Genomic DNA, 14581 nt, shown 5'->3' on the forward strand with positions numbered 1-14581 from the left:
GAAACCGGTCGAAAGCGTCACGACCCCGGCACGGCGATGGGGAACTGCACCGTCGCAGATACCGCGCCATGATCGAAGCGGCAGAGGCGACAGCCTAAACTCCGCCCGCCTTTGATTCCACACGCAGGCTAATGGACTGCGCCTTGGCGAGCACGCTCAACGCGATCGCCAGACCCAACCAGTCTGCCGTGTCCAAATCACCCTGAGAAACCAGCTGCGTCAGCGTGATCGCATACACCACACCCGAGAATGCGCCTAGGGCAAGACGTCTTACCGCTCGCGGCATTTGCTGGTTGATCATTAGCGCGAAGGCTTTGACTGCGAGCAGGCACAGCAGCCCGAACCAGATGAACGAGGCCAGCAGCCCGATCATCCCCGCCGACATGTAATTAAACAGGAATAGATTGTGCGGATAGAGATATCTGATGTCGTGGAATGACAGCGGGATGCCCATGCCGCCGCCCAGCATCCCGAGCTCGCCCAGCTTCACCAGCACGCGGTCGAGGTCGGCAAACCTCGGGTTGTTCGTGACCCGGTAGATGTATTCCTCGAAGGTCCCCTGCGCTGAGGCGCTAACTGCGATATACATGATCGCGCTCAAGCTCACCCAGATACCGGCGAAAGTGAGCCATGCGCCGAGCTTCCAATTCCCGTGCATGAAACCGAAATAGGAAAGGTGCGCAATTATCAGAAGCGCACCGTAGATTTGCACGCGGTCGCTGAAGGCGATCATGATCACGAACACCGCGTTTATAAGGGCAAGCCACACCGCCCAGTCCCGCTTGACACTGCGGTATCTGGTGAGCGCCCGGTCCGCGGCGACGACATGAACGGCCGCAATCGCTGTGGTGACGAAAGCGCTTCCGAATGAATTGGTTGCTTTCGGCGCAACAGTGGAGAAGAAAGTGGAAACTCCCTCGACCCCGAGGCCCTTCATGCCTCCTACGAAATAAAGCAACTTGAAATTGCGCATTTCGCCGCTCAGCGCCACATCGATGAGGATCGCAAGAGCATTCTGTCCACTGAGCGCGTGCCCGACGAATAAGGCGAGGTGAAACGCCACTGCGCCAGCGAAAGCTCCATAGGCCAGAAGATCTGCCAGGCGCGTCAGGCTGAGCCGCGACGCCATCAAGCAGAATGCCAGCGCTATTACGCAGTTCGTGAAGCTGATCATGAGGGAAAGCGCACCCGTCGCGACCAGGGGCGACCACGCCAGCGAAATCAGCAGCACCGCGAGTTGGGTGAAGAACGCGAATGCCACCATCCTCACGATGCTCATGCCCTGGGTCGACCCCGGAAGCATCGTCGGTGTCAGCAACAGCAGCACAGCAGCGAAGATATGGATTGGCTTTAGGAAGGGTGTTCCGAGAAAGGCCAGCGGCAGAAACCCGAGGCCCACGAGCGCGATGCAAAAGAGTAGCACGAACCACAGAAGCTGGTCCTTGCTGCTCGGTTTACGAGCTGCCGTGCGTACCGGTACCGAAGGCGAGTGGGGCATCATGCCGCTGCAGCAAAGCCTGGCGCGATACTATGCGCACGCAACGTTGTAGCAGGAGGTAGGGTCATCGACGTTCAATTCGCTTCGTATATTCGCGGTACGGCAACCTGCTCAGTACCCATCACGGGTTGTGCATCCAAAAAATACAGGAAACGCGGCGCGACGATTGGACCTCAAAGGCACCTCCAACCCGTATCGCACGCATGGTATCTGCACAAGTGCATGTCGCTTCGGACTCAAGCCTCCCCGGGCGCCTGCGACGGAACTCGCGACGGATAATCTGTCAACCTGCCAGCATATGCCGTTCGCTGGCTAGCTAGTCGGTTGGTCTGCGAAGAAAAGGCTAGCGGCGCTTCCTCCAGCTCCTCGGCCGGTTCTTGCGGCGCTGATACGCTACGAATGCGCCGATTGCCGCACACATGAGAAGCGCAATGAGCGCGTATGCAAGGATAATTCGAAGTTCCATGACTAGGTCGTGATAATTGCTCTTCTACGGGATGGTTAATAGCAGAATAGCGCCGCCGAAGGCGAATTTTAAGACTGTGTCAGAAACCGGTCGAAAGCGTCACGACCCCGCCATTGCCGGGCTCGGCATTGCCCGCCACGCGCCAGCGATAATCGGCCTCGATCCGCGCGGGCGCCGCGCCGAGGTGCAGGTCGATGGTGAGGCTGGGGCCGATGTCGAGCCGCGCCGCACCCTGCTGGGCTCCGCTCCACGCACCGCCGCCCAGCGCCACGCGGCCAAGATCGAACCCCGCGACCTCGCGCTCGGCCACGAAAGCGCCATCGGCAAACGCAGTGGCGAATTCGCCGCCGACATAGCCGGCCTGGCCATATCCGCGCGCCACCAGCTGTGCGGGCAGGTCTATACGGTCGAAACCCCCGGCCACGAAGGCTGCGGGACGTATTTCGGGGCTGTCGCCGGGCCGGATGGTCAGACGGGCCTCCGCATGGAGGGCAAGCGGGATGCGTCCGAACGGTTTTGCGCGCAGGCCCAGCGCGCCTTCGGTTTCGCCGCCATCGACCAGCGCGCGGCTGGCGCGAAGATAGGCGGCGGGGGCGTGCGGCGTTCCGGGTGCGAGGCGGTAGGCCAGGACTGCGCCAAGCTGGCTTGCGCCATAGCTGGCTGGACGCGTGCCGCTCTCGGAAAGCTGGAGACCGTCCTCGCGCAGCACGACCCAGCCATCGAAGCGCCACGGGGATGATACCCGGCGCGGGATCGACCGGGTGGCAGGCTGCAGCATGCCCTCCTCGCGGTTGAGCAGGGCGGCAACGCTACGCGGTAGCGGCAGGCTTGCCATACCCGCGGCGAACAACAGATTGTGGCCCGCGGCGCGCCGGTGCGTGTCGAAATGCTCGAGGGGATCGGATCGCTCGAAAGGCGGCCGCTGGACAGTACTTGCCACCGGGCTGCGGAAAACAGGCAGCGGTGCGGAACGCCCTGCGGCTTCATCTGCGAGGCGGTCATTGCTCGCAAGGAGAGCGATGATGCCATCGTTCAGCCCGGCTGTGGTGCCTGGCTGGCGCAAGTCGGCGCTGGCGAAGTGGAGCGGCTCGGGCAGTCCCAGTGCCTGCGGCCACGGGCTTTCCCAGGTGAGCAGGCGCAGCAGGCACCAGCCCGCCAGTATAAGGCCGAGGAACAGCACAGGCTGACCCTGCCGCCGGGCGACCGTATGGGTCATGCAGTACCCCTACCCGGCAGGACGAGCGCCGGGTGATCGCGATGCTCGGTCTTGTCCCAGACGATCGGCGCACCGCGCAAAGTGCCGACATAAGCGGCGAGCGCACGCCGCCCGGCCATGATCGAGACGATGTTCGACACCAGTGTCCGGGGGATCGCGAGCAGGCCCTGTCGCCAGCCATACTCGCGCGCGGTGAAACAGGCCCGCGCCGCGAACCGTCCCGCCAGCCCGACGAAATTGATCCAGAACAGCACGCTTAACAGCGGCGTGGTCGGGGGCGGTTCGACCAGTCCCAACTGTTCTAGGATCAGGCCCACGGCGACGAGGCACACGAGCAAATAGGCCACGACCAGCAGGATCGCTGCCAGCGGGCCGCGCCGATCGCGCAACTGCATCCACAGTTCGACCGGCTCGCTGTCCCAGCCCAGCCGGTCCCACCCCTGCAAGGCAATGCCATGCATCCAGCGCGTCTTCTGCCGGATCGATTGGTCGAGCCGTGAGGGGAAGAAGGCACGGGTCGCGATCAGCCGTCCATCGGCCCCGCGCACACGCAGGAACCGGCCCTGCCCGCCCGCCTGCGCGATCTTCAGGCCAAGCTCGTAATCCTCGGTCAGCGATTCCTCGGCAAAGGGTTTGCCGCCCTGCCGATGCGCGAGTTGGCCGAGCGAGCCGCGCGCGATGGCACAACCCACGCCTGCCCCCGGGATCGCCGCGCCCAGCGCGTCGCGCACCACCAGCGTCTTGCCATGGGCTTCGGCAAATTCGTCCGAATAATGCGACCCGATCCACGGCGAATGACGCTGCGGCAGCGCGAGCACCGGAAGCTGGACGAAATGCGCGTGCCACAGCGCCTGGTCGAGCAGGTCGAGCGCGGCGGGATCGACCATGTCTTCCGCATCGTGCAGCACGACCATCCGTGCTCCCACGCCCGAGCGCTGCTCGTCTTCCGCCAAAGCGGCATAGAGCCGGTTCAGGCAATCGGCCTTGGACGTCGGTCCATCCTTGCCATGCACCACCAGCCGGACGCGCGGATCGCCGCGCACTGCAGCGACGACCGAGGCCATGGTCGAGACATCGTTGCGATAACAGCCGACATAGACCGTGAGTTCATCCTGCGGCCAGGCATCGAGCATGTGCACCAGCGTGGGTCCGATGACATCGGCTTCCTCCCACGCGGGAATGAACACGGCCGCGCGCCCCGCCAAGCCGTCGATTCCGGCCAATCCGGCTTCGTCGAGCCGCGGGGTGCGGATGCGTCCGGTCAACCGGCACCAGAAATAGGTACAGTCGAGCGCAAATTCATCGATTATGCCGAGCGTGAAAAAGGCTGCCGCGAACAGCAGCAGCTCGTGCTGTACGACCAAAAACCATTCAGCGACCGTGAATGCCCCAGATACCAAGCGTACCCCCTGCCTTTCTGGATAACCGCGTGCTTCAAGACTTGCAACGCGGGCCGCTTTGCGAAAGAGAGCGTGCCCAAGATGACCGAACGCCCTTCAGCATTTCGCCTCGTGTTTGCCCCCGTCCGCGCGCTCTTCGTCAGCGACGCCTCGGCGGGCATTCTGCTCATCCTCGTCGCGGCCGCTGCAATGCTCGCGGCCAATTCGCCGCTGGCCGGCGAATACGAGCAATTGTTCTACGGCGAATTGCCCTGGACCCCGATCCCCAAGCTCGACGATCTGCACCTGTGGATCAACGACGGGTTGATGGCGGTGTTCTTCTTCGTCGTCGGGCTCGAGGTGAAGCGCGAATGGATTGAAGGGCAGCTGTCCACCGCGCAATCGCGCCGCCTGCCGATCCTGGCGGCGGCGGCGGGCATGGCGATCCCGGCGCTGGTCTATGTCGGTGTCGTCGGCGGCGATGCCGAACTGCTGCGCGGCTGGGCGATCCCTGCCGCGACCGACATCGCCTTCGCGATGGGCGTGCTCGGCCTGCTGGGCAATCGCTGCCCCGCATCGCTGCGGCTGTTCCTGCTGACCGTGGCGATCGTCGACGATATCGGCGCGGTCATGGTGATCGCGCTGTTCTACACGGCGAATATCAAGCTCGGCTGGCTGGCTGCCTCGGCGGGCGTGGTGGTCGCGATGATGGTGCTCAACCGGATGCGCGTGGCGCGTTACTGGCCCTATATCCTGCTAGCCTTGGCGCTGTGGTACTTCGTGCTCAATTCGGGCATCCACGCGACGATCGCGGGCGTGGTTGCCGCGCTGTGCATCCCGATGGTCGGCCCTGACGACCAGACGATGGTCGAACGTATGGAGCATGGCCTCGCCCCGTGGAGCGCCTATCTGGTGGTGCCCGTTTTCGGTTTCGCCAATGCCGGCGTGCCGTTGGCCGGGATGGGGCTCGAGCACCTGCTCGCTCCCCTGCCGCTGGCGATTGCCGCGGGCCTCGTCATCGGCAAGCAGGTGGGCATCTTCGCCGCCATCGTGGCCGCCGACAAGCTCGGTTTCGCACCCCGCCCCGACCAGGCCACCTGGCCCGAGATCTGGGGCGTCTCGATCCTGTGCGGGATCGGCTTTACCATGTCGCTGTTCATCAGCGGGCTCGCCTTTGCCGGGCAGCAATTGCTGATCAACGAGGCGAAGATCGGCATCCTGCTCGGCTCGCTGATCTCCGCCATCGCTGGCTATGTCATCCTGCGACTGTCGGCGACGCATCCGGATGATGCGCGCTCGCCCTATATCGACTGACCTGGCCGATGAGGCACCGAGAGCTACCAGCTCCCGGTGTTCTCCATGCTGGCCCAGGGTTCCTGCGGGTCGAGATAGCCGTCCTGCAGCAGTTCGACCGAAATCCCGTCGGGCGTCTTGACGAAGGCCATATGCCCGTCGCGCGGCGGGCGGTGGACCGTATGTCCCGCATCGAGGATCGCCTGGCAGGTCTCGTAGATATTCTCGACCCGATAGGCGAGATGGCCGAAATTACGCCCGCCCTTGTATTCTTCGGGCGCGCTGCCGTCTTCGGCTGGCCAGTTATAGGTCAGTTCGACCTCGGCCACGCCTTCCTCCCCCGGCGCGGCGAGAAAGATAAGCGTGAAGCGCCCGGCTTCGACATCGAAGCGGCGCACTTCCTCAAGACCGATCAGCTTGAAGAACGCCACCGTCGCATCGGGGTCGCTCACGCGGATCATTGTGTGCAGATATTTGGTCAAGCAAAACTCCATTCATCGCTATTCAAACACGGTTCATCGCTCGAACCCTATCGCCAGTCTTGGGAGACACAGGTCAGAGAGGAAGGCGAACATGCCCGAAGAAACCGAAAGCGTGCACAATGGTGCCACACCGCGACATGGCGATGCAACGCTGAAGCGCTGGCTGGGAAGCGCGAGCATTGTCGCGCTGGGCCTGATCGTCGGCGGCTTCGTACTTGGCGACGGGTTGGTGCGCATGAAAGCGGCCGAGCGCAGCGTGACCGTGCGCGGCCTCGCGGAGCGCGAGGTTACTGCCGATCTGGCAACATGGACGGTGTCGTTCGCTTCTACCGCGACCAATCTGCAAACCGCACAAGCCAACACCGATCGCGACGCCGAGGCCGTGCGGACCTTCTTCGACGAGCTCGGCTTTCCCGAAGAGGAGCTGACCCCTGCCGGGATCAACGTTTCGAGCTACACCAATGACGGGACCGTGTTCTACACCGTGCGCCAGCGCACCGTCTTGCGCACGCGCGATATCGACCGCGCCCAGCGCGCGGTTCGCCGGCAGGCCGAACTGGTGCGCGATGGCGTGGTGCTCGAAGACGGATCGGGGATCAGCTACACCTTCACCGGGCTCAATGACATCAAGCCCGAAATGGTGGCCGAGGCGACCAAGGACGCGCGCGCTGCGGCGGAGCAGTTCGCGCAGGACAGCGGCGCTGCGGTTGGCGGCATCCACAAGGCGACGCAGGGCTATTTCTCGATCGACGCCCGCGATGGCGAAGCGGGCGGATGGGGTATTGGCGATACCCCGTTCAAGAAAGTCCGTGTGGTGACTACGGTCGATTTTGCGCTCGACTGACGCGAAAAGGGGGGCGCTGGCATGCGCCCCCCCTCCGGGGAATTCCCGCCAGTGAATTCTCAGAAACTGGCGGAAATCGTACCCACGATGGCATCGTCGGTGAAGTCGTTGATCGAAGGACCTTCGACGCCGATATAGGCGACGCCTACTTCGAAATTGCCCTGGGCAACGCTCGCTCCGATCGACCAGTCGAGACCGGTATCGTCGGTGTCACCGGCGAGCAGCGGCGGGGCCAGAGCACCGTCGGTGTAGCCGATGTGACCCGAAATGCTGAACGGGCTGTCGGCAATACCGAAGCCGACATCGGTATAGAGATAGAGGTTGTCGTCCCCGCCAAGCGAATCCTGCTCGGGCGCATAAGCGACCCCGAAGGTGGCTTCGGCCGGTCCGAAACTGGTGCTGATCGAGGCATAGGGTTCGATATAATCGGTATCGAGCCCCAGATCCTCGGTCGGATAGATATAATACAGCACGCCGATATCGACGCTCACCGCATCGCTCAGATTGCCGCCCCAGCCGGCGTAGACATCGAATTCGAGATCGCCATAGGACGGGCCACCCTTGATCGATGACGCCCAGGTGCCGACGTAGAACCCGCTTTCATGTCCGACGTCGAAGCCGCCCTGGATGGCGGGTTCGCCGCCCGAGAGCGAGACGCCGCGGAAGCGGTAGTCGGTGGTCAGGGCCACATTGGCGGAGGTGGTGAACCCGCTATCGTCTTCCGACTGAGCCATGGCGGGAGTTGCGAGAGAAAGGCCCGCGGTAGCGAGCGAAACGGCCATGAGGCCGCGAAAGGACGTGAGCATTACAAACTCCTGTACGAGTGTCGCTTCGTCCCACCTGCGAATCCGTCGGGGCCATTTTGTTAGGCTCCTCGTCCGGATACGGTCATAAACCTGCACACTTTGCCCGGTTGACGCAAGCTTCAGCCGCGAGGTTTTCGCATACGCAACAAAAGCTGTGCTTTTCTCGCAACTGCAACAGTAGCGGTGCAAGCGCATTTGTTGCTCCCGCCGCAGCTTGCGCCTATCTGGTCGGCTTCAAACCAGAACCAGGCTCGAAGTCGCACAATCCTGACATGCTGAAACTCGCAAAACTGTTCAACAAGGGCGCGTCGGCCAAGCCCCTTCCGAGAGTCCCGGAGGGCGAGCGCTTCTACGTCATCGGTGATATTCACGGCCGCTGCGACCTGTTCGACGAACTGATCCTCGCTATCGAAAACGACGATAGGAAGGCCGGCGATGCGCGCAGTACGGTCGTTATGCTGGGCGATCTGATCGATCGCGGTCCGGAAAGCGCGCGCGTGATCGAAACCGCACGCCAATGGCGCGACCACCGCGCGGTCCGCTATATCGCCGGCAATCACGAGGAAATGTTCCTCGAGAGCTTCGAAGACAAGGAAATGCTCCGGCATTTCCTCAAGCATGGCGGGCGCGAGACCGTGCTCAGCTACGGCATCAAGAAAAAGCGCTACAACGAGCTCTCCATGAAGGAACTGCAGGCCGAGCTCCACGAACTCGTGCCCGGGAAACATCGCAAGTTCCTCGCGGAGATGGAAGATATCATTGTGGCGGGCGACTATGTCTTCGTCCATGCCGGGATCAATCCGAAGCACAGCCTCGAAGACCAGAAGCAGTCCGACCTTCGCTGGATCCGCGAACGGTTTCTCAAGCATCGCGAGCCGTTCAGCCATGTCGTGGTGCATGGGCACACGATCTTCGAGGACATCGAGCATACCGATTACCGGATCGGGATCGATACCGGCGCCTTTCGTACCGGCAAGCTGACCGCCCTGGTCCTCGAAGGCGACCAGCGCCGGCTGATCCAGACGCAGGACATCGATGGTACGATCGCAGTCACGCACAAAGAATTCGCCTAGCAATTGGTTTCGACCATTGGCGCGGTGCAGTGCGTGCGCCATCCCCATTCCGAAAGCCGGCATCCTGCCTTGAAGGAGTTCCCCGCGTGCCGATCGATCATCCTGAAGGTCTGGAAAATCCCGTCGCCAAATGGACCGTCGTCGCGACGATGGTCGCGCTGGTCCTGCTGATCGGCATTTCGATCTGGGCGGCGTTCTCGATTCGGCTCGATACCTTTGCCCGCATCGACGAGGGTACCGACCGCATCCATATCCGCGGCACGGAAACCAAGTTCGTCGGCTATGCAACGGCCCGCTATGCCGGACGCGACGTGCTGATCGAAGGCCTGCCGACCATCGAGCAATTGCAGGAGCTCCCGCTCGCATGGCGCGCGCTCTGCGTGGTGCGCGACGATCCGCGGACCGATTGGACCAAGGCCGATCCGATGCTGAAAGTGCATTTGCATTCCGACGAGATGAACGAGGCGTGCCGCCCATTCGAAGGGCTCGAAGTCGATGGGCAGCTGGTCCCCGAAGAGACCCCAACGCCCTCGCTATTACCCGCAGTCGAAGATTTGCCAGGGGGCCTGTAAGCCGGGTTCTGTCCCGCACGCGGTATCCCGAGGGACCGGCCGTGCGGCGGCAGCCATTCGTCTAGGCTTCGGATTGCTCCGAAGCTCAAGCAGCCAACCCGGGCGGTCGATGCGAAACGCACCTGCCCGCTTGCGCGGACGCGCCGCCCCTATTCGGCCTTGCTCCGGGTGGGGTTTGCCGTGCGGGCCGCGTTGCCGAAGCCCCGGTGCGCTCTTACCGCACCCTTTCACCCTTGCCTGAGCCTACAAGCAGGCCATCGGCGGTTTGCTCTCTGTGGCACTTTCCCTCGGCCGATCTCCAAAGAAACCGGCCGGGCGGGCGTTACCCGCCACCCTCGTTTCGTGGAGCCCGGACTTTCCTCGTACCTTGCGGCACGCGGCTGCCCGGCCCCCTGGCACCGTGGCAGATAGGGCAAAGGGGGCATTTCGCCAAGCCCAAGCAGACGCTGGGTATCGAGAGCCCCCGCCCTCCTTCCCTTACGCATTAATGGCGACCATTAGCCTTAAGTCCCCGTCACTTCTAGCAATCGTTAACCTTTGCCGACTAGGCGGCCTTCGGCCTGCAATCCACGCGGGCGGTCGCGTGAGGTTTCATGCTGATAATCAGCTGCATAATTTACGATCACAATCTCTGGTTCGTGCTGATGGCGGCGTTGATGTGCATCGCCGGGGCGATGGTCTCGGCAACGCTGTTCCGCCGGACTTTGTCCGAGAAAGGGATCGCGCGGGTCCACTGGTGCTTCCTGTCCGCCGTGACCGCGGGCGCCGCCACCTGGGCGACGCATTTCATCGCCATGCTCGGCTATCAGCCGAATGCGCCGGTCACACTCGACGGGGTGCTGACCGTCATCTCCGCCCTGATCGCAGTCGGGGGCATCGGAACCGGCCTCGCGCTGGCTTCTGCTAAATTCACCCGCTCCGCAACGATCCTCGGCGGGTCGATCATCGGCCTGGCGATGGGGGCGATGCATTATGTCGGCATGTTCGCCTATCGCGTGGACGGGATCGTGCAGTGGGACTGGCGGTATGTGATCGCTTCGCTGCTTATCGCCATGACGTGCTCATCGCTGGCGATCCGCCGGCTGCGTGCCGAATCCGGAACCCATAGCGTATGGCATGCCGGCGCCCTGCTGGCGCTGGCGATCATCGGGCTCCATTTCGGCGGAATGGCCGCCTTCTCGGTCTCGGCCATGGCAGGCTATTCGCAAGGCGGGGATAGCGAAGCCTTTGCCGCGATGGCCGCCGCGATCGGCATGGTCGCGCTGCTCATCGTCGGGACGGGAATTTCGACCTATCTCGTCGAGCGCAAGACCAGTTCGGAGGGCGAGAGCAGGATTGCGCATATCGCCATGCACGATGCGCTGACCAATCTTGCCAATCGGCACCAGTTTACCGAAGCCCTGCGGCTGGAATGCGAAAAGATCGCACTGTTCGGGCGGCCCTTCGCGCTGATGATGGTCGATCTCGACCGCTTCAAGCCGATCAACGACACGCTTGGCCATCCAATCGGCGACGTGGTTCTCAAGCGTCTGGCACACCGGCTCACCCTGGCGGTGCGCGAGGGTGACATGGTCGCGCGCATCGGCGGCGACGAATTTGCCATCATCTGTTTCGGCATTGGCGAGCATCTCCGCGCCACGGCAATCGCCGAGCGAGTGGTAGAGGTCCTGTCGCGCCCCATGATCATCGACGGCAATGTCGTCGAACTCAGCGGCAGCGTCGGCGTGGCGCTGGCGCCCGACCACGGGATCGCCCCCGACGTGCTGGTCCAGCATGCCGATATCGCACTCTATTCGGCCAAGCATGACGGGAAGCAGACGCACCGGGTGTTCGAACCGACGCTGATGGAGATCATCCAGCGTCGCCGGTCCCTGGAAGCCGCACTGCGCCGGGCCTGCATGCGCGATGAGTTCACGATCGTTTACCAGCCGGTCTTTGCCTCGCGCAGCGGCGCAGTCACGGGCGCCGAAGCGCTGCTGCGGTGGACCTGCCCCGAACACGGCGAGATTTCGCCGGCCGAATTCATCCCGATTGCCGAGGAACTGGGGCTGGTATCGCGCATCGGTGCGGATGTGCTGCACCAGTCGTGCAAGGATGCCGCGTCCTGGCCCGCGCATATCGATCTGGCGGTCAATGTCTCGCCCGTGCAATTGCTCGATCCGCGCCTGCCGCAGACCGTGGCGCAGGCGCTGGCCGATTCCGGCCTTGCGCCGCACCGCCTCGAACTCGAGATTACCGAAACCGCGCTGCTCAACAACGATCAGGCGGCGCTGCGCACGCTCACGCGTATCCGCGACTTGGGGGTCCGTATCTCGCTAGACGATTTCGGGACCGGATATTCGTCGCTGAGCTATCTGCACCGCTTTCCGATCAGCCGGATCAAGATCGACAAGAGCTTCGTCCAGAAACTGCCCGACGATGTGGGCAGCGCATCGATCGTGCGGGCGATCGCGCAATTGGGCGCCAGCCTGAACATGAAGATCACCGCCGAGGGCATCGAAACCGATTCGCAACTGTCGTTCATTCGCGATCACGGCTGCGACGAAGTGCAAGGCTTCCTGACCGGGCGCCCGATACCGCCCGCGGCCTTCCTTGCCTTTGCCGGTACGCAAACCGATCTGGCCGAAGTCTAGGCCCGGGAGACGACCATGCCCATCAGCAGGCTTCTATACACCAGCCGCTCCTGCCTCGTGCCCGCCGAACTGACGGTCGAGCAGCAGGTCAGCAACATGGCCGCGCGTGCGGCCATGCGGAACAAGGAGCTCGGCATCACCGGGGTGCTCGTCTTCGTCGAGGACCAGTTTATCCAGCTGCTCGAAGGCGAAGGCCCGGCGGTCGAGCAGGTGTTCGAGCGGATCTGCTGCGATTTCGATCATGCGCAGGTGCGACTGGTCGATCTGGTGGGCGTCAAGGACCGCATGTTCGGCCGCTGGCACATGGCCGAATTGTCCGGCGGAGAGGATCCCGCCTCCCCGCTCGACGAGGAGCTACGGCACATCCGCTTCCTGATGGGCGTGAATGCGCGGGTCGCGGTCGAAAAGATGCACGAATGCCTGCTCGAATGCGAAGCCAACGGGCTGGTCTCGCCCGCCTGATCGGGCGGCGCGGTCGCCGGATTACCGGGCGTTCCCCCGGTCGCGATCGAGCAGGAGCTGGAACAGGATCGCGCGCACTTCGCCGTCGATTTCCCCGTCGATCTTCTCGGGGCGCCAACGACGCTGGAAGGCTTCGACCGCCTTGTGCCCATCGGTGATATCGTAGCCGAAGCGCTCGAGCGCGAGGTAGAACGAGGCGTCATTGTCGAACGGATCGCCCCGTTCGAGCTTCTTCGGGCGCGGCAGGCACAGCCCGTATTCGGCCAGTCGCTCCCACGGGAACAGCTCGCCCGGATCGATCTTGCGCGCCGGGGCGACATCCGAATGGCCGACCACATTGGTGCGCGGAATATCGTATTGCTTCACGATCCGCGCAACCAGCGGCACCAGCGCTTCGAACTGCGCATCGTTGAACTCGCGGTAGCCATATTTGTGGCCCGGATGGTCGAGCTCGATCCCGATGCTGGCCGAATTCACGTCCTTGTGCCCGCGCCAGTAGGACTGGCCGGCATGCCAGGCGCGCTTTTCCTCGGGGACCAGCCGGACAACCTCACCCCATTCGCCGATCAGGTAATGCGCCGAGACCTTGGCTTCGGGATCGCACAATCGCTCGATGGCGAAGCCCTTGTCCTCCATCTCGGTATAATGGATCACCAACATGTCGATCGGCATGGTGCGTTCGTCGTGGTTGGGCGAGAGCACTTCGCGGTCGACGAGTTCGTCCTTGCTGGCGGGGAGCCCCTGGCCCAGCTTGCCGAAATCGGAGCTCACCCGATCAGCCCTTCACCCGCAGGCAGGACCGCGCCGAGCACCAGCGCATCGGGGCCCTTGTGATATTGCAGCCCGCCCCCGCTTTCGGTGGCCAGCAGATTGATCATGTGCGCGGCCGCCGTACGGCTGGTCAGGTCGGCGCGGTCGAGCGACCCGTCGAGCGCCTTGCCGATGGTGTCGTCGAAAGCGATCTTGGGCCCGATTGCGCGAACCACGATCTCGCACGCGCCATCGCGCATTTCGGCCCCGATATCGAGCGTCCCGCCGCGCACCAGCGCATCGATCGCGATCTGCGCGAAATTGAGCAGCACCTTGACCGCGGGCTTGCCGAGAGTGGGTTCGGCCAGCGCCCATTCGATCGTGATATTGGGCTTGTCGGCGATCAGCGCCTCGATCAGCGCCTTCGGTTCGGCAATCTCGACGCGTTCGCCAAAACCGCCTGCGGCCCCGAAGGCGAGGCGGAAGAATTTGAGCTTGTTGGTGCTGATCAGCGCGCTCTGCTCGAGCAGCTGCATCACATTGGCACGCATTTCGGCATCGGATTCCATCGCCAGCAGCTCGAGCCCGTTGGACAGCGCCCCGACGGGGCTGAGCAGGTCATGGCACAAGCGCGAGCATAGCATCGCGGCAAGATCGATCGATTGGCGGTCGTCCATTGAGATTCCGAGTGGTGAATATTCGATTACGGTCTTAGCGAGGGGCAAGCTCATAGGGAAGCTTCGCGAACCCTGCATCCCCCGAACGCCACAAGGTGATTCGCCCTGCCGCGATTATCGCCCAGATCGCCCCGTCGCCCGCCGCGAGCGAGCGATCGGTGGCCGAGGGCTCGGCCACGCCATTGGGGTGCGAATGGTAATAGCCCAGCACCTGCGGACCGCCCTCGCGGGCCTCGCGATAGGCATCGACCAGAGCCTGGGGGTCGATCTCGAACCGGCGCGCGGGATCGGGGTGGACGTTGCGCGCGGGCCGAATTGCGGTGATCGCGTCGCCGCCGCCCAGCAGGATGCCGCAGCATTCCTGCGGATGCGCCAACCGCGCCTCGGTGACGAGGCGTTCGACGACATCGCTTGAGACTTGGGCCGGCAT

14 protein-coding genes and 1 other RNA gene are annotated in these 14581 nt (G+C 63.4%); 5 read left to right on the forward strand and 10 right to left on the reverse strand.

Annotated features, from left to right (window positions below):
• Positions 1-94: 94 nt before the first annotated feature.
• From V6B15_RS09855 to V6B15_RS09865, 3 genes are all read right to left on the reverse strand, one after another.
• Positions 95-1501, reverse strand: coding sequence for a hypothetical protein (locus tag V6B15_RS09855; protein WP_334201003.1), 1407 nt, complete (start codon positions 1499-1501; stop codon positions 95-97).
• A 542-nt stretch (positions 1502-2043) separates the two neighbouring features.
• The gene (locus V6B15_RS09860) at positions 2044-3180 is read right to left on the reverse strand and encodes a hypothetical protein (protein WP_334201004.1); all 1137 of its coding nucleotides are present in this window, start codon (positions 3178-3180) and stop codon (positions 2044-2046) included.
• Positions 3177-4544, reverse strand: coding sequence for a glycosyl transferase family protein (locus V6B15_RS09865; RefSeq protein ID WP_334201005.1), 1368 nt, complete (start codon positions 4542-4544; stop codon positions 3177-3179). Before V6B15_RS09865 ends, V6B15_RS09860 begins: the two co-directional genes overlap by 4 nt.
• A 117-nt stretch (positions 4545-4661) precedes the next feature.
• Between V6B15_RS09865 and nhaA the strand changes: the two genes are divergently transcribed.
• Positions 4662-5873: a Na+/H+ antiporter NhaA gene (nhaA, locus tag V6B15_RS09870; protein ID WP_253518619.1), complete on the forward strand. Its 1212-nt coding sequence runs from the start codon at positions 4662-4664 to the stop codon at positions 5871-5873.
• Positions 5874-5896: 23 nt separating this feature from the next.
• Here the strand turns inward: nhaA and V6B15_RS09875 are convergent, their stop codons facing one another.
• A complete protein-coding gene (locus V6B15_RS09875; RefSeq protein ID WP_334201006.1) occupies positions 5897-6334 on the reverse strand; it encodes a VOC family protein in 438 nt (145 codons plus the stop codon).
• Positions 6335-6425: 91 nt separating this feature from the next.
• Between V6B15_RS09875 and V6B15_RS09880 the strand changes: the two genes are divergently transcribed.
• Positions 6426-7178 carry an SIMPL domain-containing protein gene (locus V6B15_RS09880; protein WP_334201007.1) on the forward strand — a complete coding sequence of 251 codons (753 nt, stop codon included), beginning with the start codon at positions 6426-6428 and terminating at the stop codon, positions 7176-7178.
• Positions 7179-7237: 59 nt separating this feature from the next.
• Here V6B15_RS09880 and V6B15_RS09885 read toward each other — a convergent pair whose 3' ends face one another.
• Positions 7238-7912: a TorF family putative porin gene (locus tag V6B15_RS09885; protein ID WP_330768074.1), complete on the reverse strand. Its 675-nt coding sequence runs from the start codon at positions 7910-7912 to the stop codon at positions 7238-7240.
• A 344-nt stretch (positions 7913-8256) separates the two neighbouring features.
• Here V6B15_RS09885 and V6B15_RS09890 point away from each other — a divergent pair, with 344 nt between their 5' ends.
• Positions 8257-9057, forward strand: coding sequence for a metallophosphoesterase (locus V6B15_RS09890; protein WP_334201008.1), 801 nt, complete (start codon positions 8257-8259; stop codon positions 9055-9057).
• Here the strand turns inward: V6B15_RS09890 and V6B15_RS09895 are convergent.
• Positions 9054-9497: a hypothetical protein gene (locus V6B15_RS09895; protein ID WP_334201009.1), complete on the reverse strand. Its 444-nt coding sequence runs from the start codon at positions 9495-9497 to the stop codon at positions 9054-9056. The two genes, V6B15_RS09890 and V6B15_RS09895, sit on opposite strands and share 4 nt — an antisense overlap.
• Positions 9498-9610: 113 nt before the next feature.
• Positions 9611-10025, reverse strand: an RNA gene (rnpB, locus tag V6B15_RS09900) — RNase P RNA component class A.
• 197 nt (positions 10026-10222) lie between these two features.
• Here rnpB and V6B15_RS09905 point away from each other — a divergent pair.
• Together V6B15_RS09905 and V6B15_RS09910 are read left to right on the forward strand one after the other, a co-directional pair.
• Entirely contained in the window at positions 10223-12262 is a 2040-nt protein-coding gene (locus tag V6B15_RS09905; RefSeq protein WP_334201010.1) for a putative bifunctional diguanylate cyclase/phosphodiesterase, read from the forward strand.
• 15 nt (positions 12263-12277) lie between these two features.
• Positions 12278-12724: a BLUF domain-containing protein gene (locus V6B15_RS09910; RefSeq protein ID WP_334201011.1), complete on the forward strand. Its 447-nt coding sequence runs from the start codon at positions 12278-12280 to the stop codon at positions 12722-12724.
• Between the two features lie 21 nt (positions 12725-12745).
• Here the strand turns inward: V6B15_RS09910 and V6B15_RS09915 are convergent, their stop codons facing one another.
• The 3 genes from V6B15_RS09915 to V6B15_RS09925 all read right to left on the reverse strand — a co-directional run bounded on the left by V6B15_RS09915 (position 12746) and on the right by V6B15_RS09925 (position 14581).
• Positions 12746-13396, reverse strand: a complete 651-nt coding sequence (locus V6B15_RS09915) for an N-acetylmuramoyl-L-alanine amidase (RefSeq protein ID WP_253522984.1) — start codon at positions 13394-13396, stop codon at positions 12746-12748.
• A gap of 95 nt (positions 13397-13491) precedes the next feature.
• A complete protein-coding gene (locus V6B15_RS09920) occupies positions 13492-14151 on the reverse strand; it encodes a histidine phosphotransferase family protein (protein ID WP_334201012.1) in 660 nt (219 codons plus the stop codon).
• A 34-nt stretch (positions 14152-14185) separates the two neighbouring features.
• A complete protein-coding gene (locus tag V6B15_RS09925) occupies positions 14186-14581 on the reverse strand; it encodes a M67 family metallopeptidase (protein ID WP_334201013.1) in 396 nt (131 codons plus the stop codon).

The sequence above is a fragment of the Qipengyuania sp. Mu-71 genome, assembly GCF_036867055.1.
In the GTDB taxonomy this organism is placed as follows: domain Bacteria; phylum Pseudomonadota; class Alphaproteobacteria; order Sphingomonadales; family Sphingomonadaceae; genus Qipengyuania; species Qipengyuania profunda.

Excerpts from the sequence above, each read along its gene's own strand:
- V6B15_RS09920 (WP_334201012.1), bottom strand. The coding sequence starts at position 14,151 with ATGGACGACCGCCAATCGATCGATCTTGCCGCGATGCTATGCTCGCGC.
- V6B15_RS09890 (WP_334201008.1), top strand. The coding sequence starts at position 8,257 with ATGCTGAAACTCGCAAAACTGTTCAACAAGGGCGCGTCGGCCAAGCCC.
- V6B15_RS09910 (WP_334201011.1), top strand. The coding sequence starts at position 12,278 with ATGCCCATCAGCAGGCTTCTATACACCAGCCGCTCCTGCCTCGTGCCC.
- V6B15_RS09855 (WP_334201003.1), bottom strand. The coding sequence starts at position 1,501 with ATGATGCCCCACTCGCCTTCGGTACCGGTACGCACGGCAGCTCGTAAA.
- V6B15_RS09895 (WP_334201009.1), bottom strand. The coding sequence starts at position 9,497 with ATGCACTTTCAGCATCGGATCGGCCTTGGTCCAATCGGTCCGCGGATC.
- V6B15_RS09915 (WP_253522984.1), bottom strand. The coding sequence starts at position 13,396 with ATGCCGATCGACATGTTGGTGATCCATTATACCGAGATGGAGGACAAG.
- V6B15_RS09925 (WP_334201013.1), bottom strand. The coding sequence starts at position 14,581 with ATGCCGGCCCAAGTCTCAAGCGATGTCGTCGAACGCCTCGTCACCGAG.
- V6B15_RS09880 (WP_334201007.1), top strand. The coding sequence starts at position 6,426 with ATGCCCGAAGAAACCGAAAGCGTGCACAATGGTGCCACACCGCGACAT.
- V6B15_RS09905 (WP_334201010.1), top strand. The coding sequence starts at position 10,223 with ATGCTGATAATCAGCTGCATAATTTACGATCACAATCTCTGGTTCGTG.
- V6B15_RS09885 (WP_330768074.1), bottom strand. The coding sequence starts at position 7,912 with ATGGCTCAGTCGGAAGACGATAGCGGGTTCACCACCTCCGCCAATGTG.
- nhaA (WP_253518619.1), top strand. The coding sequence starts at position 4,662 with ATGACCGAACGCCCTTCAGCATTTCGCCTCGTGTTTGCCCCCGTCCGC.
- V6B15_RS09860 (WP_334201004.1), bottom strand. The coding sequence starts at position 3,180 with ATGACCCATACGGTCGCCCGGCGGCAGGGTCAGCCTGTGCTGTTCCTC.